This window comes from Kitasatospora sp. NPDC057542 (assembly GCF_042801945.1).
GTDB lineage: Bacteria > Actinomycetota > Actinomycetes > Streptomycetales > Streptomycetaceae > Kitasatospora.
Genome location: NZ_JBHVFE010000079.1, coordinates 1 through 25073 on the forward strand (window position 1 = coordinate 1; position 25073 = coordinate 25073).

Here is a 25073-nt window from a genome sequence, read left to right on the forward strand (position 1 = left end):
GCGCTGCCCACTCTGGCGAACATCGAACAGGCGCTGACCGTAGCGACTCCCAAAGTGCTGAACATGTGCTGTCCGTTCTCGTGAACAGAGCCACAGCCGAATGAGCTCCGAACGGAATGCTCAGCTGGGCCTCAAATCAGCAGAGACGGGCTTGCCAGGGCGGACCAGATCGGCCACTCTGTGCATCGGCAAAAACCACAAAACGTGACCGTACTTGCTGATTTGACGCTGTGTCATGGGAGGCAGGGCGTGGCCGAGGAGTCCGATTTCATCATCGCGCCGCCGAAGGCGGGTCCGGCCAGCGAGGGTGCGGCAGGTGTCGTGCCCCGTCCCTCGGGGCCGGAGCACGATCGGGGTCCGCTGCCCGCGGGCCTGGCGGCGCCGTCGGCCTCCTTGGGAGAATCGGGGCCGGACGGGCCGACTCCTCCGGGCCGGGCGAAGCGGAGACTGCTGGTGGCGGTCGCCGCCGCAGTGTGCGCGGGGCTGGCGGTCGCGGGGGGATGGTGGTGGCTGCGGGCGTTGGAGGGCGGGGACCTGCACGTGGCGGCCGGGACGGTCCAGGCGGACCTGCTCGTCCCGGACGAGGTCAGCAGGCTAGCCGGGACGACGCTGGTAGCCGGTCCGCGGGGCAGTGAGCCTCCCGAGGCGGTCGCGGTCGCGCCGGCGGGCTGCGCGGTGGCGGCAGGACCGGCCACCAGGTCGGTCTACGGGCATGAGTGGACGGCGTTCCTGTCGGCGACCTACCAGGACGCGGCGGGGGCGGGCGACCACACGGTGACCCAGGTCATCGGCGTCTACCCCGACGAGGGCAAGGCCTCTGCCGCGTTCCGCAGGCTGGACGAGGGCCTCCGGGGATGCCCGGCCGCTGTGCGGACCGATCCGGACGGCAGTGCATCGACGTGGAGCTACAGGACCGACACCGTCACCCCGGACACCATCGGCTGGACGGCGACGCAGGACGCCGGGGACGGCTGGGCCTGCCACCGCCAGGCCCGCCTCAAGGGCCGGACGGTCCTGCAGGTGGCGCTCTGCTCGGCGGGCGACGGCCGGCCAGCCGTCGCGCGGATCGCGGACCGGATCGCCGGGCAGGTGACCGCATGACCGCCCGGCGACCGACACGCCCACAGGCAATCCGCGTTCCGGGCGCCGCGTGGCGAGGCGTGTGCCTGATTCTTCTGGCGGCGCTGGTGCCGGTACCGACGGCCGGTAAGAGCGCGGCCGCCCCGGCGGCCGATCCGCCGGTCGCCGCACTGACCGCCCCGGCCGCCGTTGCTCCCGTGCCCGAGCCCCTGCGGCCGAGCGCGAGCTACCCCACCGCCCTCAACGCCCGGATTACCGCCTTCGACCAGCAGATCGGGACCCTGCCCCAGCGCGCGAGCGAACTGGCGGCGGAGACCCGTAAACTCACCGAGAGCACCGCGGCCCTGAAGGCGAACTCCGAGGCCGCAGCCAAGGACTCCTCCACCGCCGCGGGTAAGGCCTCCGCCCTCCTCTCCAAGATCACCGCCCTCAACGCCCGGATCGCCGCGCACAACGCCGCGCAGCGAGTCTTCCAGCTGCCCGCCGAAGCCGCGGCCGCGAGCGCGTACGACGCAGAGAAAGCCCAACTCGACGCCGAAGCGTCCCAGCTCCAGGCGGAACGGGCCGCGATCGAACCGGAACTCTCGAAGGCCAGCGCCAGACAGTCCCAACTCGCCGACGAGGCCGTGAAGCTCGGCGCCCAGGCACGTGCCCTCGGCGCGAAGGCCACCGCGTTCCAGAACGAATCACAGCAGCTGGTGTCCCAGCGCCGGCAGATCCTGCAGGACGCGGCCACCGCAAACCAGGGCCTCATCGACACCCCGCCCGCCCCGACGCAGATGGCCCGGGGAGCCGACGCCCCCCGCCCGCCCGCCGCCCACGGCACCGGCGCGCCGTCCACAGGCGGTGACGCCCGCTCCCCGGCCGGCAAGAACGCCGCTATCGACGCGTACGCGAGGACGAACGACGTCAAGGTCGACAAGCGGCCCGTCACCGCCTACTTGACCCCGGGCGCCGTCAACCGCCTCGACGCATCCGACCTCGCCCGGCTCAACCCCGTGGCCACGTACGACGCCCTGGTACTGAAGCCCAACGGCCACTACAAGGCCCTCCAGGTCCAGGACGCTGACAGCGAGACAGGGCCCGGGCAGGAGGCCTTCAACGGAGCGCTCGCAAAGGGCGGTCAGGCCACCACCGCCAACGGCGGCAAGAAGATCATCGACGAAGCCGAGACCCTCAACACCTGCGAGCCCAACAGCTTCACCGGCGGGACACCCGTCCTGCTCGCCGACGGCAGCACCCTGCCCATCGAACAGATCACCCCCGGCACCCAGGTCCGCGCAACCGACACCACCACCTGGAACACCGCACCCCGCACGGTCACCGCGGCAATCCGGCACACCGGACCGCACACCATGGTCGACATCACCACCGGCAACGGCGCAACACTGCATGCGACCGGCCGGCACCCCTTCTGGAATGCCGGCACCGGACGGTTCACCAACGCGATCGACCTCAAACCCGGCGACGAACTGCGTGAGCCCGACGGCTCGACAGCCAGGATCACCTCGACCCGCACCTACCCGCAGGACGTCACGGCCTACAACCTCACCATCAACGGCGTACACACGTACTATGTGCTGGCAGGGGCCACGCCAGTGCTCGTACACAATGCGTGCGGGGTGACTAAGCCCAAAGAAGGCGAGCAATACGTATATCGCGCAGTGAAGGATGAAGAGCTAAAGCAGATTCTAGAAACGCGACGCTTTCAAAATGCGCCGGGAATCGAATCAAAGTACTTCTCTTCGACTCCCGAAGGTGCCGCCCTCTATGCCAAGTCTGCTTATGGGGTTTTTCCCCAAGAAGGTCCCTATACGCTGGTACGTGCCGTGATCAGGTCCGATCAGATTCCGGCGGAGAGTAGAATTGAGCATCTGGCCGACGGTGGTGGCGGAATCGACGCATTCGCCCTCCAAGGGGATGCCATGAGCACTATCGGTCGAGTCCGAATCCTTCCCTCCATGCCAATCCCATAGGCGGCTCGATGAAGATCTATGTGACGTCACGCCAACAGTCGACCCTTGAGCTCTGGTCACGACTCCTGCCTGTGTCAATAGATATCGAGTTCGTCAATAAAGCTGACCGGTCAGTTCAAGCTGACGCACTCGTGATGTCGGGAGTTTGGGCATTCGACCGGTATGGCGGCAGCCCGAAAAGGGAAGCGGCTCAGGTGCTGTCGAATACTAGGGGTGACGGCCTGCCTGAGTGGATTATTGTCCCGCCATTCCGGCCGGTTGTTCAGCGGGGCAGCAAATTTGTCATCAGGGATGATTTTGAACATGTCAGCCCTGCCTACTATGCGGTTCTCGAATCTCTCCGGATGGCGAGAAGCAGTTTCGGTGATTCGGCTAGCGTTGCACTCGATCTTCCGATGCTCGGGATGGATGATCCGTGCGACGAATCAACCCCAGCCTCCGCTGCTCGTGCGATCGAGGAATTTCTGAGCGAATGAGCACGAGGCCCACGCCGAGGCTGAACCGCACCGGCCAGCCTGGCGCGACCCCAATCGCATGATCGGCGCGGTCCTGGCCTCCACCGGCTCCTCGCTGCTCATCGCCCTGGTGCACTTCCTCGCCCAGCACGTCGAGGTGACCTGGCACTGACACACCGCCGGGGCCGGTCCGCACATCCGCTCGGGGGCACGGACGCGGACCGGCCCCTCCACGGCGCGCGAACACCGGCCCCCGCGCAGCCCAGGCTGGACCGAAACGGTGTCAGTCATCCTCAGCAGTGGCCCCGCCGGGCCGCTCGGTCGCTTCAGTCGCTGGAAGCGGGGATTCCGTCTGGGCCTGGCGGTAGCGCTGTTCGGCGGCGTCACGCTCGGCAGGCGTCAGAATCCAGCAGTCGCACACATGATCGGGGATGAGTTCGGGGTCGGGGTTCTCGCACCACGGGTCAAGGCAGTACGGCGCGACTCGCGTTGTGTCATAGACCATGCGGTCAGCGTGCCTGGTGGATCGAGCGCGCCAGCCGTGCCGTGCTGAAGGCGCGGGGTAGGCGTGCACGAACGGGCGATGAGGCGCCTTCTTGCAGGACCTGGGTGCTGATGCCGCCACCGAGGCGGACGCGGACGGCAACCGGGCGACGCGATGATACCCCCTGGGCATGAACGCAGCCCCATCCGGGGAGGCTCCGGCACGTTGCTGATCAACACCAGGGAAGGAGCACGGTGACGTACAACGGCGATCTGACGCGGGACTACGCGACGGACCGGTGAGGAGGACCGACGCGGTCGGCGAGGGGCTCGCAGCGGTCGCCTACGCCCTGCTGGAGGTCGCCGCAGCGATCCGCGAACAGACCGAGGCGCGGCGGTAGCCGACGCGGGGAAGGGGTGTCCGGTCTGCGCGGCCGGGCACCCCTTCTTCATGTCACGGGTGGGAGATTGCGCGGTCCCGGGATCCTGCGATCGCGGCGGCCGGCTGGCCTGCGGCCGGTCAGCATCAGACGCCGGACGCGGGGGCCGGGACATTCGGCCCGGCCAGGTCGTCGAGGTGCTGCTGCATCTCCGGTCGGGACAGCCCCTGATCCTGAATGAGGTACTTGTCCGGCAGCTTCTGAGCCGGTACTCCCCAGGCGAGCGCGCGGGCGCGCGCGCCGATGTCCCGGGTCACCAGGACCAGCTCACGGGGCTGAAGCATCTGGCGCAGTGCGGCGGCCTGGGCGATGATCTCGTCGTCGTTGTTCGGCAGCCGCTGGTGGCCCGGCTCGTCGGTGAGGACCCGCACCAGGGTGCCGTCATTCAGCGTGCTGAATCCTTCGGCATCGCTGGCGTTGAGGAGGTCCTCCAGCAGGGTGTAGACGCCGCGCGCCCGTTTCCGGACCCTTTCCGTCTGGGAGTAGGCCTTGGTGTCGATCTCGTCGACCACCACGAGTGGGATCACCACAACGGTGCCTGGGCCGTACTCCTTCCGCCACGGGATCGTGTCGAGGCGGACCTAGTGGAGCAGGTCGTTGGTGTCCAGCACCACCGACAGGCCCTCGTGGCGATCGAACCTTGCTAGGGTCTGGCGCAGATCGTAGGTGGTACCCGTGAAGAAGAAGCGCAGCTCGTCGAGTTCGGTCCTCAACAGCGCCAGGGTCCGGTCTAGCTGGTAGGGATCCTGCGCGCCGGAGTTGATGATGTGACCGTAGCGGTCGCCGCGCAGCCGGGCGCGCAGCCGGGCGCGCAGCCGCGTCAGGACCTCGTCCTGGAGCGCTCCGGCCCGGGCCAGCAGCGCCCGGCCTGCGGCGAAGTTGCCCTCCGGTCCCAGGTCGTCGCCGTCCGGCATACCGGGCAGCGGGAACTCCCGCGTGGCGAAGGCCGGTGCGAGGTAGGTACCGATGACGGGGACGCCGATGGCCTCGCCGGCCGCCTGGCTGAGCGATGCGGGGCCGAACGCGGTGAGCACCAGGTCGGTGCCGTCCGCCACGGCCGCCACCACGCCGTCGGCGAGCCGGTCCAGGAACTCCGTCGTCGCCGCGCGCACCTCCTCCGGCGACGCCGCCCGGGTCCTGGCGCAGATCAGTTCGTACGGGTCGCCCGGCAGTGACCGATAGCCGAGGCCACACCCATCGACGAGCGAGGCGAAGGGCGGGTGCGCGGCCACAGTGACTCGGTGGCCGACGTCCAGCAGGCGCCGTCCCAGGCCTGTGAAGGGTGCGACGTCCCCTCGCGAACCGGCGGTGACGATCAGAATCCGCATGTGATGATCCTCCTCGGCGAGTTCCGCCCCGAAGCGCACTGGAGGGCAGCGGTCGCCGTGAACGCTAACGGCTCCTGCGTGGTGGAGGTTCAACCGGCTGTGATGCACGACACGCAAGCGCACGGCACACAAAGCGGGAACACGGTTGGCATCGGCGAGCTGGCCGCACGCACCGGGCTGCCCGTGAAGACCATCCGCTACTACTCGGATATCGGGCTGCTGCCCGAGAGCGGACGCAGTCCCGGCGGCCACCGCAGGTACAACACGGACGCACTGTCGCGGCTCCGGCTGATCCAGCGCCTCCGTGCACTCGACACCCCGATCGCCGCGATCGCCGCGGTGATGACGGGGGAACACTCCCTGGCCGACCTCGTCACCCGCGAACTGGACACCGTTCAGGCGCAGCTGCGAGGGCTGACGTGGCGCCAGGGTGCGCTGCGGGCCCTGGACGGCTGCCCCGAGCCGGAACGGCTGCGCCGCCTCGCCCTGCTCTCCGAGGTGGGCAGCCCCGACGAGGCCCACGACCGCCTGGTCCGTTACTGGCAATGGGCGCTCCCGGCCGGCCTGCCGCGCCGCCTGGCCCGGGCCGTCATCGAAGGCGCGGTGCCCGAACCACAGGCCAGCCCGACGAGCACGGCCGTCCTCGCCTACGCCGAACTCCACGCCCTGGCCACCGGAGACGGCCGGCGCCGCCAACCGCAGAGCCGACAGGTCGGCGATGTCGCGTCGTTCTACGCCAGCATCATGGACGCCTGCGAACTGGCCGCCGAGGCCCTGGCCTCCGGCGGCCAGGCCGGGAACGCCGAGGCGCTCGGCCACTTCGTGCGCACGTACGCCCGCATCGGCGGACACGACGACACCCCGGCGTTCCGCACCCGGTTCCGCCACTCCGCGCATCCCGGCTCGTTTCCGCTGCGCTACTGGCGACACGCCCTCACCGTCACCGGCGAGGCCCCGCCCCAATCCATCGCCACCGGCCCCGGACACCTCGCCGCTTCCCTTGCGGCCCTGCACCAGCAGGTCACCGGCCTCCCCCTGGCTGCGGACCACCCGCCTGGGCCCTGAACCGTGATCCCCATGCCAACCCCCGAGAGATCAGTCCATGGCTGATCGTCAGTCACGCGCCGGGTCCCCGGCGACCAGCCCGCCCTTCGAGAGAACACCCCCATGCGCTCCGACCCCATGTCGCCAAGCAGCCGCCCATCCCGGCAAGTACCCCGGTGACGCCAGCCGGTCGGCGACGAGGCCGCGAACACGACCTGGTGGCCGGCGGTGCGAAGAGCGTGGGCCAGCGGCACCATCGGGAACAGGTGGCCGACGGCCCCCGGCCCGGTGAACAGCACGCGCAGGGCAACCCCTCACTCGTGATCGGCCGATCCGGTCGCGCACTTCGCATGCGAAGGGAAATCTAGCGGCACATTCGCTGGCCCGCCCCTTGCCGCGCCATGGCCCGGAGCCGGCCACGTCCAGCACGGTCGCAGCAAGGCATTCGCCCTGCGGGCGGCCCAGGCCGGGTGATGTGTATCACTTCGGGCGGGCCCGTGCAGCAAGGAGCGGCGATGCGCCGTCATGGGCGCGGGAACATCAAAGGAGGAGAGCATGAGTGCATCGGCATGCGGCTGGTGAGGCTGGGCAGGCGCGACAGGGATGCGCGCAGAATCGACTTCGTCGAATTCGTCCAGCAGCGCTCGGCGGCGCTGTTCCGGACCGCCTACATCCTGACCGGAAGTCAGGACAACGCGGAGGACCTGCTGCAGGAAGCCCTGGAGAAGGCGTGCCGGCACTGGAACCGGATCGCCGTCGCGGACTCGCCGGAGGCATACGTCCGCCGGATCGTGGTGAACCTCGCCAACGACCGGTGGCGCAGGCTCCGCCGGATCGGCGAGCGTTCGCCCTACACGGAGCACGCCGACCCCCGCGATCCGTACCGACTGGTGGATCTCCGCGACGAACTGGTGCAGGCACTGCATGCCCTGCCGATCGGGATGCGCACCGTCGTGGTGCTGCACTACCTCCACGACATGGGGGACCGGGAGATCGCCGAGACGCTCCGGATCTCACCCGGCTCCGTACGCTCGCAACTCGCCCGCGGCCTGGCCAGACTGCGCACCGCGGCGCCCCAGCCCGAACCGCCTCCGCCCGCACCGGACGGCCATCAAACCGTCCCGCTGTCCCAGTTCGAAGGTGCGTGATGACCCCGTTTCCGCCCGACAACCAGACCGGTCACCACGGCCCCCTGCCGGGCCCCGACTTCAGAGAGGCACTGATCCAGGCCATGGACGACTTCGCGAACGACGCACACCCCCCCGCCTTCGACGGCCCCGCCATCTTGCACCGCACTCGACGACGGCGCGCCCTCGCCGCCGTCACGGCATCGGCGGCCGCCATCGCACTCACCGCAGGAACGGCCTTCGCCCTGCACGACTCCGACCGGCCGACCCGCCACAACACCGCCGCCGCTCCCGGTCTCTCCGCGACCGCGTCCGCCGTCCCGAACACCCCCTCACCCGCCCCCGGCACCACCACCGCCGCGTCCCCCGGCGCCCCCATGGGAAGCGGGACGCCGTCACCCGGCCCCCCGGTACCGGGCAACGCCTCCGTCACCATCCCCCCGGTCCTCGGCATGACCCAGGACCAGGCCGAGAAGACCATCATCGAGGCCGGACTGAAGATCGGACGCATCCAGAACTTCACCGACTGGAACACCCCGGCCGGGGCAGTAATCAACACGGAACCACGGCCCGGTACCACCGTCACCTCGGACACGGCCGTCATCCTCTTCATCTCAAAGGGCAAACCCTGAACACGCCCAACCGGTGCCGGGCTTCAGGCCCGGCGCCCGGCGGTGGTGGCTGAAGTTCGAATCGTTCGCGCCTTTCAGCAGCGCTGGATGCGATCGAGAAGCTCGGACAGCCCGGCAGGGCAGCACAGCGATGAAGCATTCCCTGGGTTCACCCGGCGCCCAGTGCGCCGATGTGGGCGAGCAGCGAAGCAGCGCCGTCCTCTGCGGCGATCCCGCGGGCGAGTTCGGCCGCGCGGTGGCGGTGGACCGGCTCGGACAGGCAGGCGGTGATCGCGTCGCGGAGGGCTTCGGCGGTGAGGTCCTGGAACGGCAGGGGCCGGGGGGCAACTCCTAGCTGGTGCAGCCGGGACGCCCAGAACGGCTGGTCGGCCATGACGGGTACGGGCAGAGCGGGTACTCCGGCCCGCAGTCCGGCTGCGGTGGTACCCGCCCCGGCGTGGTGGACGACGGCGGCTGCACGTGGGAACAGCCAGTCGTGCGGGACATCGCCAATGGCCAGGAGATCGTCACCGCAGCCGCTCAGCTCACCCCAGCCCGCCTGCACCACCGCACGTACGCCTGTTCCCTTCACTGCTGCGGCCACCAGCTCACTGAGCCGTTCCCCCTGCCCCACTGCCATGCTGCCGAACCCGATGAACACCGGGGGCGGGCCGGCCTGGAGGAAGTCGACCAGTTCGGGCGAGGGCTGCCAGCGATCCGGCCGCGCGGGCCACCAGTAGCCCGCCACCTCGACCCGGGACGGCCAGTCCTCGGGGCGCGGCACCACCAGTGGGCTGAAGCCGTGGAAGACCGGCCGGATGTCCCCCGCTGCCGAGGGCGCGGCGGCGGGCAGCCCGAGGCGGGCACGCAGCCGGGTCACCGCACCCGCGAAGACCCCTTCTGCGCGTCCCAACACGTCCCGGCCTGCGGCGAGGTTGCCCTCCGGCCCCAGGTCGTCGGAGTTCCGTGCGTTGGGCAGCGGGAACTGCCTGGTGGCGAAGGACGGTGCGAGGTAGGTGCCGATGACGGGGATGCCAAGCGCTTCGCCGGCCATCCGGCTGAGCGGTGCCGGGCCGAAGGCGGTGAGCAGCACGTCGGTTCCCCCTGCGACCGCCTCCGCCACCCCATCGGCGAGCCCGTCCGCGTACGCCCTCATCATCGCCTGGGCCTCCTCCCGCGAAGCAGCCCGGGACACGTCTCGGATCAGCCCCTGCGGGTCTCCCGGCACAGGCCGATGGTCGAGACCGCACCCGCCGACGAGTGCGGCGAAGGCCGGGTGAGCGGCCACGGCGACCTGATGGCCCGCGTCCAGCAGGCGGCGCCCCAGGCCGGTGAAGGGCGCGACGTCTCCTCGTGAACCGGCGGTGATGATCAGAATGCGCATGGAGCGATTCTCCACGGCGAAGGCCGCCCGGTCACCATCGCCGGCCAGGGCACCCTCAACCCAGCTGGCTACTGCAACCCCGAGCGCATGCGCTGTCGCTACTCATGAACATCGAACACCGCCACGTCGGCGTGCTGCTCAAAGCCGCGTACATCCGCTGTCGAAACTCGAAACTCGTGAACAAAGCCAAACGGACGTCGGCGGGGCGGCGCAAGGTGGCGGAGGGGTAGTCGGCAGGCCAGAATCAGCACCTCATCTTCGTCACGCAGCCTCGATGATGAGGGCGATGCCGTCGAGGAGCGGCTTGAGGCCGAACTCGAACAGCGTGTCCAGATCGAGATCGTAACCGTCCTTGCAACTGCTCGCGATCCTGGTGAATACGGGGTACCGGGTCGCCGCAGTGATCGCCGCGAAGGCGGGGGCCTGGTGGTCCATCCACTGCTCCTCGGACAGGCCAGTAGCGGCCTCGGCCTGGGCTTCCCGTTCCAGGTGCACGGCGATCCCGTGGATGTAGCTGTAGAGCAGGACGTGCAGGTCGAGCATGGTCTCCGGGCCAAGGCCGTGGCCGTCGAGGGCGGCGAGCACCCATTCCGCGTGGGCCATCAGGGCCGGAAGCATCAGGGGGCGGGTGAGGGAGCCGACCTGTGCGAGCCAGGGATGCCTGCGGTGGATCCTCCACAAGGTGCGCGCACCGAGTTCCAGGCGGGCCTGCCACCCCTCCGGTGGCTCGACCGGGTAGGTCTCCTCGCCGAACGCCGCGTCCGCCATCAGGAGAACCAGGTCGTCCTTGCTGTTGACGTACCGGTAGGGGGACATGGCGGCGACACCGAGCCTGGCGGCAACGCTCCGCATTGACACCGCGCTCAGCCCTTCGCCGTCTGCGATGTCCACCGCGGCGCGGACGATCCGCTCGCGGCTCAGTTCGTGATCGGAGGGGGCCATGGACGGAGGGCGGCGCTTGGACGGGGCACGGTGCTCCACCGGCGCCGCGCTCTCTCTGGCCGCCACCACGGTACCGACCCGGGGACGGGCCTCAACCAGCCCTTCCAGGCGGAGCACGGTAAGGGCCTTCGTGGCCGTGGCGAGCGCGACTCCCCACTCACGGGCGATCTGCCGTGTCGACGGCACGCGCTCACCCGGGGCGAGCTCCCCCTCGGCGATGCGCCGGGCGATCTCGTCGGCGATGCGCCGAAACGGCGGGTCGGACTGCGAGGCCATGCTGTCGGCTCCCTGAGAAATTTCTTTCGCGCCATCGAATCTGTACTAGTTCAGACCCTACCAGCGCGGGAGGCTGAAATGACCCTGTTGTCCTAGAGCAGAACAGGGAGAACGGCAGTTGGCGGCACCGCGCGTACGTCGTACATTCAGGGCGCGTACAGCGTATGAAGGAGCTTGTATGAAGACTGTGCTGATCTCCGGCGCCGGTGTCGCCGGGACCGCGCTCGCCCGTTTGCTGCACCGCGACGGCGTCGCCGTGACGGTCGTGGAGCACGCCCCGGGCCTGCGGCCCGGCGGCCAGGCGGTGGACATCCGTGGCGTCGCACTCGATGTCACTGAGCGGATGGGACTGCTGGACCAAGTCCGGGCCCACCGCACCCAGATGCGCGGCATGTCGGTGCTGGATGGCGATGGTAGGGAGATCGACCGCTCCACCGAGACGACCTTCAGCAGTGGTCGGCTGGCCAACGACGACATCGAGCTGCTGCGTGAGGACCTGGTCCGCTTCCTGCACGAACAGGCCGGCGCCGACGTCGAGTTCGTGTTCGGGGACCGCATCAGCGCGCTCGACCAAGACGAGGACGGGGTACGGGTCGCCTTCGAGCACGGCCGCCCCCGGAGCTTCGATCTGGTCGTGGGAGCCGACGGCCTGCACTCGGCCGTGCGACGGCTGAGCTTCGGGCCCGAGGAGCAGTTCACCCGCCACCTGGGCATGCATCTGGCGATCTTCAGTGCAGAGAACTTCCTCGCCCTGGACGACTGGCAGCTGTGGCTCAGAGACGGCGAGGCCGGCTACGGCATCTACCCGGTGCGCGACAACACCCAGCTGAGGATCACGTTCGGCTTCGCAGCCGAACCGCTTCCCGCCGGCCACCGTCACGCCGAACAGCACAAGCAATTCGTCGCCGATCGGATGGCGACGCTGCGCTGGGAGACCCCGAGGCTGCTGAAGGCCCTGCGGGAGGCAGACGACTTCTACTTCGACGCGATGACGCAGGTCCACATGGACCGCTGGTCCAACGGCAGGACCGTCCTGCTCGGCGACGCGGGCTACTGCGCCTCTCCGCTGTCCGGCCAGGGGACCAGCCTCGCTCTCGTGGGAGCCTACGTACTGGCCGACGCCCTGCGACGCACGGGCGCGCACCACCGCGCGGCGTTCGCCTGCTACGAGAAACGCATGCGTCCGTTCGTCGAGCTCAACCAGGCACTCGCCACCGAGAATCCCGGCGGACCGGCTGCCGAAGCCTCCGTCGAACGGGCCAAGAACGCGATCGCACTCGACGACTGACTTCTCCGGCAACCTCGCCACCGCCACGATGCCAACCGACACGCTGTGGGACCCGCCTCTCCAGCCAACGTCTCCCACCCGGCCAGTTGCATGGCGATTCCTCAGGCGGGCTGCGACTGGCCTGCGCAGCCCGCCCTTCGCACCAGTACAGCAGCGACAGAGCGTGCTCACTCAACGTGATGACTGGCTGGCTTCAGCCTCGAATACGCGACACCTCAAAATGCGGGCTTACCAGTCCAGTCCCAAGGCCGATGACCACGCGCAGTTCACGGCGCCGTCCGGTGCCGCGCACCGGACGGACGAACGGCAGGTCGCAGACGACGGCGCAGCCGGAGCGGCCGGCCTGGCGCGATCCGGGCCGGATGCTGGGCTCGGTGTTGTCGAACACCGGCTCCGGCGACACCTGCCGGCGTGACCGCCGGCACCTGCGGGGTGTAAACCGCACGGCCGAGTCCGGTCGGACCGGATCGGTACGGCAGTGCCCGGGCAGGGGGTGGTCGCCGGGCACCGCCGTCCTGCGACCGGCAGGTACCCGGGCCAACGAGCGGACACCCGATCCGTCACACCCCAAAACGCTGCCCCGGGGCCGACCGAGTGCCCGCCCGGCCCTTGGCGGCGTGTGTTGCCCGCCGCCTTGGGCCCGCGCGCTCACACTGGGCGGACAACATCCGTCCACAAGAAGGCCCGTGCCGGTGGAGACCACGGTGTGCATCGCCCAGCAGCCCGAGGCCGACGCCCTGCTCACCCGCAGCCCACTGGCCCTACTGGTCGGCGCGCTGCCGAACCGGCAGGCCGCGACCGAGTGGGCGTTCACCGGACCCCTCGTCATCGCCCGGCGCATGGGAGCCGAAGACCTCGACGCGCACCGAATCGCGCCGTACAGCCCGCCGGAGTTCGCCGCGCTGCTGGCGGCCCCGCCCGCCGTCCACGACTCCCCCTCGGCGGACGCCGAGGACAAGCTCTGGGTGAACTCCGTACCGCGCGAGGAGCTGGCGAAGTTCACCTTCGAGCCGGTCCTCGGCGGGCTCAAGGTCCTGTCGGCGAAGGGCCACGCCTGGCGTGCCTCGCACCGCGGCACGCAGATCGAACTCAGCAAGCCCAAGACGGAGTTCCAGGAGACCTGGACCCTGGAGTACGTGCGCCCGATCGGCGAGGAGTAACCGCCCGGAGGACACGGTGAGGGCGGCCGGCGCAGACCTCGCGCCGACCGCCCCCACCGCGAACGCCCCTCGGCGAGGAGAAGCCGTTCAGACCGAGCAGTGCCACACCCTGCCCGACGGCACGCAGGCGCGCGCCGTGACCACCACCGGCACCACGTCGTCCCACACCCGCCAACCGCCCTCATTTCGATGGTCGAAGACGGTCCACCACACGCCCGCCCAGCAGCCGGCGGACAAGTCCGCGACAGCCGGCTGCCGACCCGGTAGGCACGGCACCACCAGTGCGCCGTCCGGTCGACCGGCTCCTCCTCGGCGAGGGCCGGATCTCTGTCGCGGACCCTCGCGCGGAAGTCTCGCCAGAGCGCCGGCTCGGCAACGTGGTCGGCATCCGGTGAATCACTGCCCACCGGCTCTCACCTGGGCGGATGAGGCTATCGGCAAGGGCAGGGCAGTTGAGGGCACCCGCCTGCGGCAGGCGCCCTCAACTACTGGCTAGGGAATGCTGTGCTCGTTCAGGAGGTGCTGGGTTCCGGGGCTGGCCTATGGATGGCCTCGGGAAGTCCCACGGCCAGCACCGCGTCCTGGCCCTCCTGCCAGAACTGCAGCCCAGTGACGCCCGGTGCTGCAATTCGGTGACGCCTGCGCTGCAACTCGTTGTCACGGGCTACCGGCTGCGGCCTCGGTGAGGACGGGATCTGGCGGTCTGGTGGCGTCAGTCGATGTCGAGGACGCCCCGGTCGATGCCGGTGAACTCGACGTCGAGGACAGCAGCCAGGACAGCGGCGAGGACGGGGCGGCCCAGTCGTTGGCGCCTTGCGGCTGGTAGAGGAGGGCGATCCAACCGGCCTGGCCCCACGGTCCGTCGGGCAGAGGTGCGGCCCATCCGATCGGCGTGTTGTGGTGGCGCAGCTGGAGGACGCCCTGGGCGTCGGGGGTGTGCCAGGAGCCGAGTTCCCAGCCGGGGCCGAAGGTGAGGACCGCACGGTGGCGCCGCTCATCGAGGTCGGGAAGGTCCTCCCGGTAGCCGTCGGCCACGGCCCGGAGTTCTTCGGTCGTCCGTCCGGGAGCGTCCCGCCACCACGGCGCCACGAGGCACAGCTGCACCAATTCCGGCAGTCCGAGGGCAAGCGGGCCGGCCTCACCGTCGAGGCTCACGTACACCACCAGGCGTTCCTCACCACCCTCGCCAGCGAAGCAGAAAGCGTCTCCTGAACCCGCCCGCGCGAACTGGCCGGGTGGGCGGGGTGGACGGCGTGGGTGGTGGGGTGCGGGCGGCGGCGAGGTACTGCGGGATTCCGGCGGTGACGCCGGCTGCGGCCTCCAGGAGGAGCGGGTCCTCGATGGGGCGCTCCAGCAGGGCCTGGGCGAGGTGGAGCGCGGACTCGAGGACGGCGGCCGGGGTGAGGTGGCGCGGCGCGGCGATGGCGTCGACGGCGGCCGGGTGGGTGGCCTGGGGCGGCTGTGGGCGGGCCGGAGGGTCCGGGGCTGGCGCGGGGCGGGTCCAGGGTGGTTGCTGGCGGCCGGGTGGGCGGTGGAGGGCGTTGCGGGCGCCGGGTCCGAGGCCGAGGCCGCGCCGGGCGGCCGGGGTGCTGCTCAGCAGGTAGCGGCGCACGCTCACGTCCACCCCCCATTTCGCCGACCTGGCGGGCCATGACCGGCCCGGCAGCCTGCCGTACGACGGCGAGGGTCCCACGACAGTCGGCGCGAGGACCCGCCAGGCGCGGCAGGTCACCCCGGCGCTCAAGTCCCGCGGTGGGCTCGTCCAGAAGTGGCGGGGTGCACCCCTACAGCGCACACGCCTCCGGGCCCGCCGCGGCACCCCGGAAGCCCCGGAGTAAAAGCCGATCTCCAAGGTGTTCTGCTCGGCCAAGAAAATCAGCGGTTCCATCAGGTTGCCCCACAGCGGGTCGATACCCGGGTCATCAGCCTCCGTCAGCCGGCACGCGGCCGCCTGCCCGGTCCAGCGGCGTGTCCCGGGCAAGGGTCAGCAAGGCGGGCTCACGCTCCACGGTTCAGGCACGCCCACCCGCACATCGAGCTCCCACAGGACGCATTTCTCGTCGGGCCGGGCCACGAGTGACCACGCCACGGCCGTCCGATGTAGCTGTTCCCGCATCGATCCTGCGCGTTTCGCATTCCCGGGGAGTTCACCACCCTGGGGATGGTGATGCAGGAATTGTCCGTAGCTTGCCTGGCAGAAGGCTGCGTAGCGTGCGGTGCACAGAATCAGCCCGTGCCACGCCTCGTCCACGGCTAATGAGGGCATGCCGATGATCTGCTTGTCCAGCAGGGCCGCTCCGCAGCACCGTAACCACTGCCGTAGTCCGGTCTCGACAAGCTCCCGAGGCTGAAAGGGACAGGTCTTGTAGACGGCAGGGGGGAGTTCAAGCGCGTCGACGGCGGACTGCATGCGGTCGAGCCGTCGTGAGAACCGTCCTTGAATCACGCCGCATCTCCGTCCTGGATGGCCGCATTGGCAGCGGTTTGTGTCAACCGCTCTGATCGCGGCGAGGCACCGGTGCAGCCGACCATTTAGCTGCCGCCTCCGCCGCAACCTCCGCCGCAGCCACTTCCGCCTCCGCCTCCGCCGCAGCCACTTCCGCCTCCGCCTCCGCCGCAGCCACTTCCGGCGCCACCGCCTCCTCCCCCGCAGCCACTTCCGGTGCCACCGCCGCTGTCACCGCCTCCGCTGTCACCGCCGCCGTTGTAACGCGATCGCCTGTTGGCATCGTCCTGGTTCGAGGAGAGCCGGCCGATAACCATGACGACAGCCCAGATGATTCCGGCCCAGATCAGGATGTCCATAAAGGTCATTTTTCTGTTTCCTTGTACAGCGATCGGCTTCCATGTGGGGAGGTTAGCGGCATGAGAAAGCGCTCGACTTGGACAAGATCGTCCCACCGTCACAGAGGGAGGTCTCCCTGATGGAATTTGCCGGGAGTGTTCTTGGCGGCGATCGTGGGCTCGGTGGCGACCTGAGTGAGGCTTCCTTGATCGCAACGTCTACCTGCGATGCCCCGTCCTGGGCCTCCCAGGCCCGGCCGAAGCGGCCAGACCTCAAACTGGAGATCAGCCGGTACTTGCCACCGAAGATCTGGCCTGGGCCTGCCTCGTGAGCCATTGGTCCCCCGGGCTCTGGTGCTGCCGGACAGTCAGATCTGAGACTACGCAGTGCGTACCGGCCAGACCAGGGATCGGCAGAACCGATTGGAGATACGCCAGCGGCGGTCACCGCTGGAAGGCGACGGCCTGCTCGGCCGCACTCGATCGAAGGGCAGCGCCCGAACACCTGCCGTGCCGGCGTCGACCAGGTGCGCCTCGGCGGCGCGGAGCAGGGCGCAAGCCTGCATCACCGCACGGTTCGCGTCGTCGGCGACGGGGTCGGGCGCCCAGCACGGCAAGGGCTTGCTGCGGCTGCTCCCGCTCCTGCCGTCGCGGACACACCCGGCAGGCCTACGGGCCTGCGACGGACGGAGGCGGGGCGCAGCTCGGCCGGGTTTGGGAACGACGGGGATGCGTTCCACAAGGGCCCGGCCGGTGGGAGGCCGGCAAAGCAGCGTGGCCGGTGGCGGGGTCGCCCTCTCGGCCGCACGGGTGTGCGACCTACGATGGGCCGGTGTCCGACACCGTTTTCCCCGCTGACCGGCTCGAACTCCAGCGCCACTGGTACACCGCCGAGGCCGACTGGGCCGCCGAGGCGACCGAGGAGCAGCGGGCCGTGTTCGCTGCGGTCGGCGCCGAGTTGTACTCCCACGAGCACTGGGCAGGGGTGGGGAACCGGCACAAGGCTGAGATGAAGCTCAAGCAGGCCGCCCACCCGGACACCGCACTGGAACCGGCGGTCTGACCCGCCGGTCGGCCCTTCCCCGCGTGCGCCTGCTCCCGGGCCGGACGACGGTGAAGGGGGTCGGGCGAGCGCGTCGGGAGGCATCGGTGGCGGATGGCGTCGGGACCGAAGAGCCGGACGAGGCGCACCGCCGGCCGCCCGGGGTGGACGACGCGACCATCGAGGCGCTGGGGATGCCGGCGAAGGCGCTGGAGTACACCGAGCGGGCCCGCGGTCACCTGTACGCGGTGCACCACATGACTGGCGGCGCCGACCGGATGCTCGCCGAGGCGGTGCGGATGCTGCGCCAGGCCGGGCACGAGGAGCAGGCCGGCCTGGTCGAGCGGGAGCTCCTGGGCCGGGACGCCGTCCCGGGCATGTGGACCTACCAGCTGATCGAGGCGTACGACCGCACCTACCACCGCGTGTTCACCGCCGTCGAGGAACAGGTCCGCCAAGGCCTCGCCGCCGGCCGCCGGCACCTGGCCGAGGCCGAGATGTAGCAGGCCGCCCGCCGCCGCAGGCGCACCGCCCCGTAGACCCGCGCTCCGAGCGTCCGGGAACGGAGCGCAGCCGGCCAGGTCCTGAGGGAGCAGGGGGGCGTTCCGCGGGGACCCGGCCGGTGGGAGGCCAGCAGCGCCGGGGTCACGGCGCTGCTGCTCTGCTCGGCGGCCCGGTGGTGTGGTGTGGTGGGGGAGCCGGGCATGGACGAGGACCAGGAGCAGGCCGGCCCGGTCGACGAGGCGCTGATAGGGCTCTTTGAATTTCCTCACCCGGTGCTCAGGTGTTGGCCAGACCCGCTCGCGTAGTTCCTCACGCTGCCGCGCCCCCGTCGAGCACGGCTTCGCGCACCTGAAGACCTGGCGCATCTCCTCACCAAACTCCGCACGAGCCCCGCCCGCGCCACCAGCCTGCTCCGCGCCCTGCTCGTCCTGACGCACCTCGAACTCGACCGCTGACAGACGATCAAGACCGAAGACAGCCGCCCACGACCAGCACGAGCACCCACGAACCCCGCCGCACCAGCGGAAACCAAGATGGTGGATCTTCAGTGAAGATCCGACTGCACCTCGGTCAGTCGATGCCTTCGACGATGCGGAAGTCGCGCTCGACGCCGTCGGAGAGGGCGACCAGCGCCTCCTGGTAGGCCGCGCTCTCGCGCGCCGCGACGGCCTGCTCGAAGCTGTCGAACTCGACCAGGATGGTGCGCTCGGCGATTCCGGCGTCATGCGCCACGACCCGACCGCCGCGGACGATGGTCCGGCCGCCCCCGGCCTTGACGGCCGGACCAGCCAGCTTGTTGTAAGCAGCCAGCTTCTCAGGGTCCGAAATGGTGCGGTAGACGCTGACCCAGTATCCCTTGGGCATGGCACCTCCAGTGTTGTAATAAGTGTGTCTAGCTTACGAGTTGGTCTAGGACGGGCGTCGGCGGGCGAGAGCGAGGCTTGTCAGCGTCGTGATCGCCATGGCGCCGATGCCGACCAGCGCCGCGGTGGTGTAGGCGCTGTCGTCGGGGAAGAGGTGGCCGGGGCCGGTGCCCGCGGCGAGGATCAGGCCGCCGATGGCACTGCCCAGGGAGTACCCGACGCTGCGGACGACGTAGTTGAAGCTCATGGCGCTCGACGTCTCGCTCCTCGGGGTGACGGCCAGGATGACGCCGGGCATCGCGGCCGAGAAGCCGCCGACGCCGAAGCCGAGCACGCCCATCGCCGCGAACAGTTCGGCCAGGTCTGACCGGGCCGCCGCGAACAGGGCGAACCCGCCGCCGACCACGACGGCACTGCCGGCCAGGAGCAGGGGGTCGGCGATCCGCGTCCGGACCCGCGGCGTGAGCTTGCCGGCGACGAACCCCAGCACCGAGAACGGGATGAGGACCAGCCCGGCGACGAAGGTCGTCAGCCCGAAGCCGTAGCCGGCGCCGTGCGGCGTCTGCGCGTACCGGGTGATGAGCGTGAGCAGGAGGTACATGCCGATCCCGCCGACGAACATGGCGAGGTTCGCCCCGGCGACCGCCGGGTGCCGCACCGCCCGCACATCGACCAGGGGCGTCGTGCTGCGCAGCTCGATGACGGCCCAGACGCAGAGGAGCACCACCGCGACGACGGCGAGGCCCGCCGCCACGGCGAGGTGCCGGCTCCACAGATTCCGTTCGCCGGCGAGGAACAGCACCAGGAGCAGCGCAGCGGCCAGGACGACCGCGCCTGCCACGTCCACGTGGGCGGAGCGGCCTTCGGGGGCTTCGGGCATGGAGCGCCACGCGGTCAGGAGGGCGGCGGCGGTGACGACCAGGCCGAGGCCATAAGCGGCCCGTACCCCGCCGAACTCGGCGAGCAGTGCGGCCAGCGGGTAGCCGACGCCGGCCCCGATGATCGAGACCACCGAGATCAGGGCGATCACGGCCGCGCTGCGCTCCTCGGGGAGGTGGTCCCGGGCCACGCCCATCATCAGCGCCGTCAGCCCGAGCCCGACGCCCTGGGCCGCCCTGCCGGCCAGCAGCCACGCGAACGGCAGCGGCAGCACGGTGAGCGCGCTGCCGGCGACGACGACCGCCAGCGTGGCGAGGATCGTGGCCCGCCGGTGCGGGCCGGCTCCGAGCCGGCCCAGGACCGGCGTGGCGACGGCGCCGCTGAGCAGCGCGACGGTCAGCGTCCACTGCGCGCTGCCGAGCGAGACGTGGAACGAGGTCGCCACGCTGGTGATGAGCGGCGTCCCGAGACTGGCGACCGCCGCCACGACCAGAGCGATGAACATCAGGGCGGGGACCAGCAGCCGCGCCTCGGAACGCGCTACCGGGAACGTCTCCACCGCGACCGCGCCGACCGGCTGCCCGGTCACTGCTTCGGCCCTTCGCGGTCCTGGCTTTCGAGCTCTGCCAGATGCGTCAGCGCCGGAAGGGCCGCCACCAGCGCCTCGACCTCGTCGCCGGTGAGCTCGCCGATCAACCGCTCGAACGCGTGGACGCCCGCCTGGCGCCGCGTCCGGACATAGGAGGCACCGGCCTCGGTCAGGCACACCAGCGTAACCCGCTTGTCGGACGCGTCACCCCGCCGCTCGACCAGGCCGGACTCCTCCATCACCCGGACCAGGGTGGTCATCGCGGGCTGGGTGACGCCCTCGACCGCGGCCAGATCGGTGATGCGCCGCGGTCCGGCCCGGTCCAGGGTGGCCAGGGTGGCGGCGGACGTCAGGCTCATGTCCCGGGGCAGGCGTCTCGCGGCCCTGGTGGCCAGGCCGTAGAGGGCTGCCCCGATGGCGGCGGACGCGCCAGGAGCGGTGTCTTGACGACTCATGCTCGAAGCATAGCATTTTTATATTCATAGTTTATGGAAATGGTCGACTGGCGCGGGCTGCGGAAGTTCTGCTCGGCCGAGTGCCGGACCGCGTCCCGCCACAGCGAGGCCCAGATGGAGACCCGGACCTGCCCCGTCTGTGACGACCCGTTCCAGGCCGGCAAGACCGTCCGCACCGTCTACTGCTCGATGGTCTGCCGCCGCGAGGCCGAGCACCGCCGCGACCAGGCCCCGGACGAGGAACGAGCCCGCCGTCTCCGACAGGCACGACCCTCCGCACCACCGGCCCGCATCGAGTCCCCTCCGCTGCCGACCCGCACCGCCTCACGGCAGCAGACCCCGGTCCGAGACCCCCTGGAGCCGACCGCGACACGCGACTGCCCGCACTGCCAGCAGCCGATCACCATCGTCGCGCTACTGGCCACCCCGGAAGCCGCCCGGCCCGTCATCGGCCGCATGCGTCATCGGCCGCATGCCCGGCGTTCCGCCACTGCGGAGAGTGCCGTGACCTGACCCGCTGACCACCCTCGGGGCCCCCGCTCCCCACCCTCCTCAGACCGTTGAACAGTCCAACCAACTGGGAACGGAGAGCATGCCTGGCCGTTTTCGCGGATCCTCATCAGCGCGGGCCCGGGAGCTGACCGAGCAGCTGCGCACCGCGATCGAGGACGTCCGAGCCGCCGTCCTGGTCCTCGCCCGCCGGGTCCGTGCCGCCCACCAGGCCCGGGTGTGGACCGTCCTCGAGTACCCGTCGTGGCTGGCGTACGCGCTCGCCGAGTTCGGGATCGGCCGCTCGACCGCGTACCGGCTGCTCGACCTGGCGGCCGTCGCCGAGGCGATCGAGGACACCGTGCAGGCCGAGCTCGTGGTGTCCCACGCGTGGGACACCACCGGCCTGGTTCTGCCGGTGCGCACGGTCGTCGACCTCAAAGGCCGCACCGCGGAGCTCACCGACCTGATCGCCGAACGCCTCGCCGACACCCACCAGGACGCCGACGGCGCCGCGCTCCCGGCCGAGATGGTCGGCGGCATCGTCGCCGCCGCGGTCGCCGAGGTCCGCGCCCGCCCCGACATCCCGGCCGCCGAGCTGGAAACCGGACCCGCCCCGGACGGCATCACCGCCGAGGCCTGGCGCCGTCATCTGAGCGTCGGCCGCGACGCGCTCACACAGCAGCGTGCCGCCCAGCTCGGCATCGGTGCGCTCGCCCTCGAAGTCGTGCCGACCTACGTCTCCGACCCCCAGGCCGAGGACGCTGGTCTCGCCCGCCTCGCGAACGACATCGGCATCACCACCGAGGAGATCCTCGCCTGCCGCCGCTACGCCCTCTCCGGGGACGTCCGGGCGATGGACGGCTGGTAGAAACCCGCAGGACAGCGGCGGGGACTTCTACTTTTGGGCCCTCATGTGAGGGCCCAAATTTGAAACCGCCGCAGGTCACGGCCCGCGGCCGGGACGGCAGGACCAGTCAGATCTGCCGGTCCGGGTCGGAGAACGTCAGGCCGCCGGGCGAGAGGCGGCGGCGGGCCGGGGCTGGCACGGCCGTGGTCTCGCCGGGCGGCTGGCGGAAGTCGGCACCCTGCTCGACCGGCAGCAGCCGGCGCCCGCCGGACTGGGCGGGCACGGGAGCGTCGACGGCGGACTCGGAGAAGCGCAGGGAGAGCCTGCGACGGTCGCGGTCAGTCATGATCACCAGTCTCGCAGCCCGAACGGGGCTGGGTAGGCCAAAGCGCTCTCATCGGTGGTAGCGGTCTGGCCCCAGCCCCGCCTCTGCGCGGCCATCGTCGACCGCCTGACCTTCGGCGGCAACATCATCGAGACCGGCACCGACTCATACCGCCTCGCCACCACCCGAGCCCGGCAGGAGCAAGCATCCTGACCGACGCCAGGTTGATCCAACCGAGCGAAAGGGCAGGACATGGCGATGCATCCCGGGATCGCGGCGCTGGCACAGATCATGCCAACCGACACCGGCATCGACGAGCAGATCGACTGGGCGGGTGCCGAGCATGAGCTCGACACCCGCCTGCCTGCGGACTACAGGTCCTTCCTGGAGACCTACGGCGCCGACGGCATCAACAGAGTCGCCTACATCCTCCGTCCGGTCCCGGCCCCGGACAGCCTCTACGCCGAAGGGAGCATCGCCGAGGACACCCCAGGAGCCCAGGACACCTGGCACCATACTCCCGAGTACCGGCGCCCCGATGTCGCTCCCGAGGACATCATGATCTGGGGCCGCACCCCCGGCCCCGACATCCTCTGCCGGGTCACCACCGGAGAGGACCCCAACCAGTGGCCCGTCCTCGTATGCGGCCGGCACACCAAGTCGCGCTGGACGCTCTACCCCTGCGGCATGGCCGAGTTCCTGATCAACTTGGTGACCGACCAGTACGACGACGCCATCAGCATCCGTGACACGCGCCCGCCGCGGTTCCTCCACTGGCGCGAAGAAGAGCGGCTCATACAGGCAGGGATCTTCGACTACTACCCCGAAGTCTGACCACCCGACACAGCCACACCAGCCGCTCTCGTTTCTCACCAACATTTGCAGGGAGAAGTTCGCCTCAGTGCTCTCAGCGTTCGCCCACAAGTGCTCTCAGAGGGAGTTCTGTGAGGGTGTGAGCGGTTCGTCCGCTGTGTCGAAGTCGGCTTCCTGTCAAGTGGGTTGACGTTCGGCGAGGACGCGGTCTGCTGTAGGTATGAGCGAGCGCAGTCCCTACCCGAGTGACCTGTCGGATGAGGCGTGGGAGCTGATCCGGCCGGTCATCACGGCCTGGAAAGGGCGGCACCCGTCGGTCAGCGGGCACCAGGGCCGCTACGACATGCGGGAGATCCTCAACGCCATCCTTTACCAGGCCCGCACCGGCTGCCAGTGGCGCTACCCTGCCGCACGACCTCCCGCCGCCCAGCGCCGTCTACTACTACTTCGGCACGTGGCGCGACGACGGCACCACCGAGACCATCCACGACCTGCTGCGCTGGCAGGTCCGCGAGAGCCGGAGGCGGCACGAGGACCCCATCGCCGTCGTCCTGGACTCCCAGACGGTACGCGCCTCGACGAACGCGCCCAAGGAAACGACCGGGCTCGACCCGGGAAAGAAGAGCCCGGGCCGCAAGCGGGGCATCGCCACCGACGTGCTCGGCCTGATCGTCGCCGTCGTCGTGGTCGCGGCCAGTGTCCACGACAACGCGATCGGGATCAGCCTGCTGGACAAGGTCGTCCACGCCGCACCCACGGTGACGAAGGCGTGGGCGGACGCCGGCTTCAAGAACGCGGTGGTCGAGCACGGCGCCGCTCTCGGCGTCGATGTCGAGATCGTCCAGCGTGAGCCCGGCGCGAGAGGGTTCACGCCGGAGCCGAAGCGATGGGTGGTCGAGCAGACCCTGGGCACGCTCATGCTCCACCGGCGCCTGGTGCGCGACTTCGAGTCGAAGCCGGCCAGCTCGGTCGCGATGATCCACTGGTCCATGACCGACGTCATGCTCCGCCGTCTCACCCGCGCCACCACCCCGACCTGGCGCGACCCGCCGACCTGGCACACGCCACCCCCGACCCGCAGGAGCGTCGATGAGGGAACTCCTGGACAAGATCGAGACCCGGCAGCAGCTCGTCCGCGAGACGGCCGAACAGCTGCGTGACCAGATCGCCCGACTCGCCGAACAACTCGCGGCTGCCGAAGACACCTTGAAACGTCTGGAGATCACCCGTGAGACCCTGGCGGAGCTGACCGCCGAGGACGGCATCCAGCTGCCGGAGCTGCTGCCGCCCGGATACCGCGAGATCCTGGCCGCCATCGAGAAGGCCCGGGACGGACTCCGCGCCAAGGACGTCTGCCAGGCGCTCGGCCTCGGCACCGAGCCGCGGCACACCGAAGGCACCCGAGCGAAGCTGAAGCGCCTGGTGACCCGCGGCATCCTCACCGAGCCCGAGCCAGGCCTGTTCGCCCTTACCAATCCGACACCGGGCACCCTGGAGACCAACTCCATCTGAAATCCGGCAAAGGCCCGCAGAACACCCTCTGACAAGTCGCGGCCAGGGCCTCGTTCCTGGACGCGCCGGAGGGCTGGTGTCCGCGTACTCGTTGAAGTGCTCAGCCGGGTACGGATAAACGTGCACAGCGTCGTGCGGATCGGCGATGAGACGAGCGGATGCAGAACCGACGCTTCAACCGACCGCGATCCGACCACCGGACTCAGCGAGACCCATAAGAACAGTCCGGCGGCCGCCGTGATGTTCCGTTCCCAGCGCCCCGGCATCGAGCGTGTGCCGCATCCGCTTCTGCCGACTGTATGGGGACACTGCCGCCTGCCAGCACTGCACTGAGCCGTCCGCAAGGCCAAACATCGGGTGTGTCAGAGCCGTCT

At 70.1% G+C, this 25073-nt stretch carries 26 protein-coding genes and 3 pseudogenes; 16 read left to right on the forward strand and 13 right to left on the reverse strand.

Going from position 1 to position 25073, the window contains the following annotated elements; all coding sequences use genetic code 11:
* Positions 1-453: 453 nt before the first annotated feature.
* Genes ACFU7Y_RS13060 through ACFU7Y_RS13070 form a run of 3 tightly spaced genes read left to right on the forward strand, consistent with a single transcriptional unit; the run spans position 454 to position 3532 of the window.
* Positions 454-1101 (forward strand): sensor domain-containing protein, encoded by a 648-nt coding sequence (locus ACFU7Y_RS13060; protein WP_380767856.1) that lies wholly within the window; start codon positions 454-456, stop codon positions 1099-1101.
* On the forward strand, positions 1098-3056 hold the full coding sequence (locus ACFU7Y_RS13065; protein ID WP_380767858.1) for a polymorphic toxin-type HINT domain-containing protein: 1959 nt from the start codon (positions 1098-1100) through the stop codon (positions 3054-3056). Before ACFU7Y_RS13060 ends, ACFU7Y_RS13065 begins: the two co-directional genes overlap by 4 nt.
* Positions 3057-3064: 8 nt before the next feature.
* Positions 3065-3532: a hypothetical protein gene (locus ACFU7Y_RS13070; RefSeq protein ID WP_224276506.1), complete on the forward strand. Its 468-nt coding sequence runs from the start codon at positions 3065-3067 to the stop codon at positions 3530-3532.
* Positions 3533-3794: 262 nt separating this feature from the next.
* On the opposite strand, the gene ACFU7Y_RS13075 is transcribed toward ACFU7Y_RS13070, so the two are convergent.
* The 3 genes from ACFU7Y_RS13075 to ACFU7Y_RS13085 form a co-directional block, all read right to left on the reverse strand.
* The gene (locus ACFU7Y_RS13075) at positions 3795-4016 is read right to left on the reverse strand and encodes a hypothetical protein (protein ID WP_380767860.1); all 222 of its coding nucleotides are present in this window, start codon (positions 4014-4016) and stop codon (positions 3795-3797) included.
* Positions 4017-4520: 504 nt separating this feature from the next.
* Complete coding sequence (locus ACFU7Y_RS13080) at positions 4521-4964, reverse strand: PIN domain-containing protein (RefSeq protein WP_380767862.1); 444 nt, start codon at positions 4962-4964, stop codon at positions 4521-4523.
* A gap of 51 nt (positions 4965-5015) precedes the next feature.
* Positions 5016-5762: a glycosyltransferase gene (locus tag ACFU7Y_RS13085; RefSeq protein WP_380767864.1), complete on the reverse strand. Its 747-nt coding sequence runs from the start codon at positions 5760-5762 to the stop codon at positions 5016-5018.
* Between the two features lie 102 nt (positions 5763-5864).
* On the opposite strand from ACFU7Y_RS13085, the gene ACFU7Y_RS13090 reads away from it, so the two are divergent.
* From ACFU7Y_RS13090 to ACFU7Y_RS13100, 3 genes are all read left to right on the forward strand, one after another.
* Positions 5865-6827, forward strand: coding sequence for a MerR family transcriptional regulator (locus ACFU7Y_RS13090; protein WP_380767865.1), 963 nt, complete (start codon positions 5865-5867; stop codon positions 6825-6827).
* A 548-nt stretch (positions 6828-7375) separates the two neighbouring features.
* Positions 7376-7954 (forward strand): SigE family RNA polymerase sigma factor, encoded by a 579-nt coding sequence (locus tag ACFU7Y_RS13095; RefSeq protein ID WP_224276500.1) that lies wholly within the window; start codon positions 7376-7378, stop codon positions 7952-7954.
* On the forward strand, positions 7954-8565 hold the full coding sequence (locus ACFU7Y_RS13100) for a PASTA domain-containing protein (RefSeq protein ID WP_224276498.1): 612 nt from the start codon (positions 7954-7956) through the stop codon (positions 8563-8565). Before ACFU7Y_RS13095 ends, ACFU7Y_RS13100 begins: the two co-directional genes overlap by 1 nt.
* A 148-nt stretch (positions 8566-8713) precedes the next feature.
* Here ACFU7Y_RS13100 and ACFU7Y_RS13105 read toward each other — a convergent pair whose 3' ends face one another.
* Together ACFU7Y_RS13105 and ACFU7Y_RS13110 are read right to left on the reverse strand one after the other, a co-directional pair.
* On the reverse strand, positions 8714-9928 hold the full coding sequence (locus tag ACFU7Y_RS13105; RefSeq protein WP_224276496.1) for a glycosyltransferase: 1215 nt from the start codon (positions 9926-9928) through the stop codon (positions 8714-8716).
* A gap of 261 nt (positions 9929-10189) precedes the next feature.
* Positions 10190-11146: a TetR/AcrR family transcriptional regulator C-terminal domain-containing protein gene (locus ACFU7Y_RS13110; RefSeq protein WP_224276494.1), complete on the reverse strand. Its 957-nt coding sequence runs from the start codon at positions 11144-11146 to the stop codon at positions 10190-10192.
* A gap of 178 nt (positions 11147-11324) precedes the next feature.
* Here ACFU7Y_RS13110 and ACFU7Y_RS13115 point away from each other — a divergent pair, with 178 nt between their 5' ends.
* Positions 11325-12434, forward strand: a complete 1110-nt coding sequence (locus tag ACFU7Y_RS13115) for an FAD-dependent monooxygenase (RefSeq protein ID WP_380767868.1) — start codon at positions 11325-11327, stop codon at positions 12432-12434.
* Positions 12435-12627: 193 nt separating this feature from the next.
* On the opposite strand, the gene ACFU7Y_RS13120 is transcribed toward ACFU7Y_RS13115, so the two are convergent.
* The gene (locus ACFU7Y_RS13120; protein ID WP_380767869.1) at positions 12628-12822 is read right to left on the reverse strand and encodes a hypothetical protein; all 195 of its coding nucleotides are present in this window, start codon (positions 12820-12822) and stop codon (positions 12628-12630) included.
* 304 nt (positions 12823-13126) lie between these two features.
* On the opposite strand from ACFU7Y_RS13120, the gene ACFU7Y_RS13125 reads away from it, so the two are divergent.
* A complete protein-coding gene (locus ACFU7Y_RS13125; protein ID WP_380767871.1) occupies positions 13127-13594 on the forward strand; it encodes a hypothetical protein in 468 nt (155 codons plus the stop codon).
* 963 nt (positions 13595-14557) lie between these two features.
* Here the strand turns inward: ACFU7Y_RS13125 and ACFU7Y_RS13130 are convergent.
* The 3 genes and pseudogenes from ACFU7Y_RS13130 to ACFU7Y_RS13140 form a co-directional block, all read right to left on the reverse strand.
* Positions 14558-14824: pseudogene (locus tag ACFU7Y_RS13130) on the reverse strand (hypothetical protein); the annotation flags it as partial.
* A complete protein-coding gene (locus tag ACFU7Y_RS13135; RefSeq protein WP_380767873.1) occupies positions 14769-15212 on the reverse strand; it encodes a hypothetical protein in 444 nt (147 codons plus the stop codon). The gene ACFU7Y_RS13135 and the pseudogene ACFU7Y_RS13130, both read right to left, overlap by 56 nt.
* Before the next feature lie 366 nt (positions 15213-15578).
* On the reverse strand, positions 15579-16004 hold the full coding sequence (locus tag ACFU7Y_RS13140) for a hypothetical protein (protein WP_224276486.1): 426 nt from the start codon (positions 16002-16004) through the stop codon (positions 15579-15581).
* Between the two features lie 1206 nt (positions 16005-17210).
* On the opposite strand from ACFU7Y_RS13140, the gene ACFU7Y_RS13145 reads away from it, so the two are divergent.
* Both ACFU7Y_RS13145 and ACFU7Y_RS13150 read left to right on the forward strand, forming a co-directional pair.
* Positions 17211-17441, forward strand: coding sequence for a hypothetical protein (locus ACFU7Y_RS13145; RefSeq protein WP_224276484.1), 231 nt, complete (start codon positions 17211-17213; stop codon positions 17439-17441).
* An 86-nt stretch (positions 17442-17527) separates the two neighbouring features.
* Positions 17528-17923, forward strand: coding sequence for a hypothetical protein (locus tag ACFU7Y_RS13150; protein WP_380767876.1), 396 nt, complete (start codon positions 17528-17530; stop codon positions 17921-17923).
* Between the two features lie 571 nt (positions 17924-18494).
* Here the strand turns inward: ACFU7Y_RS13150 and ACFU7Y_RS13155 are convergent.
* Genes ACFU7Y_RS13155 through ACFU7Y_RS13165 form a run of 3 tightly spaced genes read right to left on the reverse strand, consistent with a single transcriptional unit; the run spans position 18495 to position 20614 of the window.
* On the reverse strand, positions 18495-18788 hold the full coding sequence (locus tag ACFU7Y_RS13155; RefSeq protein WP_224276480.1) for a DUF1330 domain-containing protein: 294 nt from the start codon (positions 18786-18788) through the stop codon (positions 18495-18497).
* 45 nt (positions 18789-18833) lie between these two features.
* Positions 18834-20255, reverse strand: a complete 1422-nt coding sequence (locus ACFU7Y_RS13160) for an MFS transporter (protein ID WP_380767878.1) — start codon at positions 20253-20255, stop codon at positions 18834-18836.
* Positions 20252-20614, reverse strand: a complete 363-nt coding sequence (locus ACFU7Y_RS13165; RefSeq protein ID WP_380767887.1) for a MarR family winged helix-turn-helix transcriptional regulator — start codon at positions 20612-20614, stop codon at positions 20252-20254. The genes ACFU7Y_RS13160 and ACFU7Y_RS13165 overlap by 4 nt, the downstream gene beginning before the upstream one ends.
* Before the next feature lie 129 nt (positions 20615-20743).
* Here ACFU7Y_RS13165 and ACFU7Y_RS13170 point away from each other — a divergent pair, with 129 nt between their 5' ends.
* Positions 20744-21223 carry a hypothetical protein gene (locus ACFU7Y_RS13170; RefSeq protein WP_380767880.1) on the forward strand — a complete coding sequence of 160 codons (480 nt, stop codon included), beginning with the start codon at positions 20744-20746 and terminating at the stop codon, positions 21221-21223.
* A gap of 79 nt (positions 21224-21302) precedes the next feature.
* Positions 21303-22070 carry a hypothetical protein gene (locus tag ACFU7Y_RS13175; RefSeq protein ID WP_380767882.1) on the forward strand — a complete coding sequence of 256 codons (768 nt, stop codon included), beginning with the start codon at positions 21303-21305 and terminating at the stop codon, positions 22068-22070.
* A gap of 106 nt (positions 22071-22176) precedes the next feature.
* On the opposite strand, the gene ACFU7Y_RS13180 is transcribed toward ACFU7Y_RS13175, so the two are convergent.
* Positions 22177-22395, reverse strand: a complete 219-nt coding sequence (locus ACFU7Y_RS13180) for a hypothetical protein (RefSeq protein WP_224276464.1) — start codon at positions 22393-22395, stop codon at positions 22177-22179.
* A gap of 75 nt (positions 22396-22470) precedes the next feature.
* On the opposite strand from ACFU7Y_RS13180, the pseudogene ACFU7Y_RS13185 reads away from it, so the two are divergent.
* From ACFU7Y_RS13185 to ACFU7Y_RS13200, 4 genes and pseudogenes are all read left to right on the forward strand, one after another.
* Positions 22471-22587, forward strand: a pseudogene (locus tag ACFU7Y_RS13185) (AAA family ATPase); the annotation flags it as partial.
* 39 nt (positions 22588-22626) lie between these two features.
* Positions 22627-23208: an SMI1/KNR4 family protein gene (locus tag ACFU7Y_RS13190; protein ID WP_380767883.1), complete on the forward strand. Its 582-nt coding sequence runs from the start codon at positions 22627-22629 to the stop codon at positions 23206-23208.
* A gap of 199 nt (positions 23209-23407) precedes the next feature.
* Positions 23408-24230 (forward strand): annotated as a pseudogene (locus ACFU7Y_RS13195) (IS5 family transposase); the annotation flags it as partial.
* A gap of 46 nt (positions 24231-24276) precedes the next feature.
* Positions 24277-24699, forward strand: a complete 423-nt coding sequence (locus tag ACFU7Y_RS13200; RefSeq protein WP_380767885.1) for a hypothetical protein — start codon at positions 24277-24279, stop codon at positions 24697-24699.
* Positions 24700-25073 lie beyond the last annotated feature (374 nt).

Excerpts from the sequence above, each read along its gene's own strand:
- ACFU7Y_RS13140 (WP_224276486.1), bottom strand. The coding sequence starts at position 16,004 with ATGCAGTCCGCCGTCGACGCGCTTGAACTCCCCCCTGCCGTCTACAAG.
- ACFU7Y_RS13200 (WP_380767885.1), top strand. The coding sequence starts at position 24,277 with ATGAGGGAACTCCTGGACAAGATCGAGACCCGGCAGCAGCTCGTCCGC.
- ACFU7Y_RS13190 (WP_380767883.1), top strand. The coding sequence starts at position 22,627 with ATGGCGATGCATCCCGGGATCGCGGCGCTGGCACAGATCATGCCAACC.
- ACFU7Y_RS13155 (WP_224276480.1), bottom strand. The coding sequence starts at position 18,788 with ATGCCCAAGGGATACTGGGTCAGCGTCTACCGCACCATTTCGGACCCT.
- ACFU7Y_RS13105 (WP_224276496.1), bottom strand. The coding sequence starts at position 9,928 with ATGCGCATTCTGATCATCACCGCCGGTTCACGAGGAGACGTCGCGCCC.
- ACFU7Y_RS13180 (WP_224276464.1), bottom strand. The coding sequence starts at position 22,395 with ATGACTGACCGCGACCGTCGCAGGCTCTCCCTGCGCTTCTCCGAGTCC.
- ACFU7Y_RS13075 (WP_380767860.1), bottom strand. The coding sequence starts at position 4,016 with ATGGTCTATGACACAACGCGAGTCGCGCCGTACTGCCTTGACCCGTGG.
- ACFU7Y_RS13065 (WP_380767858.1), top strand. The coding sequence starts at position 1,098 with ATGACCGCCCGGCGACCGACACGCCCACAGGCAATCCGCGTTCCGGGC.
- ACFU7Y_RS13170 (WP_380767880.1), top strand. The coding sequence starts at position 20,744 with ATGGAAATGGTCGACTGGCGCGGGCTGCGGAAGTTCTGCTCGGCCGAG.
- ACFU7Y_RS13110 (WP_224276494.1), bottom strand. The coding sequence starts at position 11,146 with ATGGCCTCGCAGTCCGACCCGCCGTTTCGGCGCATCGCCGACGAGATC.
- ACFU7Y_RS13095 (WP_224276500.1), top strand. The coding sequence starts at position 7,376 with ATGCGGCTGGTGAGGCTGGGCAGGCGCGACAGGGATGCGCGCAGAATC.
- ACFU7Y_RS13115 (WP_380767868.1), top strand. The coding sequence starts at position 11,325 with ATGAAGACTGTGCTGATCTCCGGCGCCGGTGTCGCCGGGACCGCGCTC.
- ACFU7Y_RS13070 (WP_224276506.1), top strand. The coding sequence starts at position 3,065 with ATGAAGATCTATGTGACGTCACGCCAACAGTCGACCCTTGAGCTCTGG.
- ACFU7Y_RS13085 (WP_380767864.1), bottom strand. The coding sequence starts at position 5,762 with ATGCGGATTCTGATCGTCACCGCCGGTTCGCGAGGGGACGTCGCACCC.
- ACFU7Y_RS13100 (WP_224276498.1), top strand. The coding sequence starts at position 7,954 with ATGACCCCGTTTCCGCCCGACAACCAGACCGGTCACCACGGCCCCCTG.
- ACFU7Y_RS13175 (WP_380767882.1), top strand. The coding sequence starts at position 21,303 with ATGCCTGGCCGTTTTCGCGGATCCTCATCAGCGCGGGCCCGGGAGCTG.
- ACFU7Y_RS13090 (WP_380767865.1), top strand. The coding sequence starts at position 5,865 with ATGCACGACACGCAAGCGCACGGCACACAAAGCGGGAACACGGTTGGC.
- ACFU7Y_RS13165 (WP_380767887.1), bottom strand. The coding sequence starts at position 20,614 with ATGAGCCTGACGTCCGCCGCCACCCTGGCCACCCTGGACCGGGCCGGA.